Consider the following 783-nt stretch of genomic DNA (forward strand, 5'->3'; position numbering starts at 1 on the left):
TAGATCTCTTGCGAAAGTAAAAAATTGTTTATACTAGCCCCATGAAATATGAAAATTTAACTAGATTTAATGATGGGGAATTTAAACGACTCGTTGGAGTTCCTCGTCCATTATTCTTAAAAATGGTATCGGTGTTACAACACGCTGAACTTGCCAAGAAAAAATCTGGAAGACCTCATTCGTTGTGTTTAGAGGATCAATTGTTGTTAACTTTAAATTACTTACGCTGTTATAGAACTCAAATTGAGTTATCCGCTGACTATAACCTAGCTGAAAGCAATGTGAATCGTACTATTCAAAAAGTTGAAAATGCTCTGATTCAATCACGGATTTTCGCATTGCCTAAAAGGAATCAAAAGTTTAGTGAGGGGGATTATGTGATCGTTGATGTCACTGAGTCACAGATTGAGCATCCCAAAAAAACAAAGAAAATTCTATAGTGGTAAAAAGAAGAAACATACGCTAAAAACACAGGTCATTTTTAACCCAAGACTAAAGAAAATTGTAAGTATACAGGTCGAAAGTGGCAGAAAACATGATCTGACGATTGCGCGTAAGTATTTGAAGGAGATGATTATTTATCCTTGTATCATGGCAGATTTAGCCTATAAAGGATTTCATCAGATTAAGAGTAAGTTACTCATTCCAATCAAGAAACCTAAGAATTTATCATTACCCAAAATAGCAAAAAAGATCAACCAAGAAATCAGTCGGCGTAGGACAGCCATTGAACATATCAACGGCAAACTTAAACATTTTCGGATATTAACAGAACGCTATAGA

Annotated in this window: 1 protein-coding gene; it reads left to right on the plus strand. The window is 34.6% G+C overall.

Annotation, left to right across the window (positions count from 1 at the left end; genetic code table 11):
- Nucleotides 1–41: 41 nt before the first annotated feature.
- Nucleotides 42–783 (plus strand): IS5 family transposase gene (locus NI462_RS14905; RefSeq protein ID WP_253161234.1). Its coding sequence is split into 2 segments (ribosomal slippage), with 741 coding nucleotides annotated over them: nucleotides 42–428 and nucleotides 430–783; the frame shifts between segments, so codons are not numbered across the junction. This gene is flagged as partial in the annotation.

This window comes from Acinetobacter lwoffii (assembly GCF_024129715.1).
In the GTDB taxonomy this organism is placed as follows: Bacteria; Pseudomonadota; Gammaproteobacteria; order Pseudomonadales; family Moraxellaceae; genus Acinetobacter; species Acinetobacter lwoffii_U.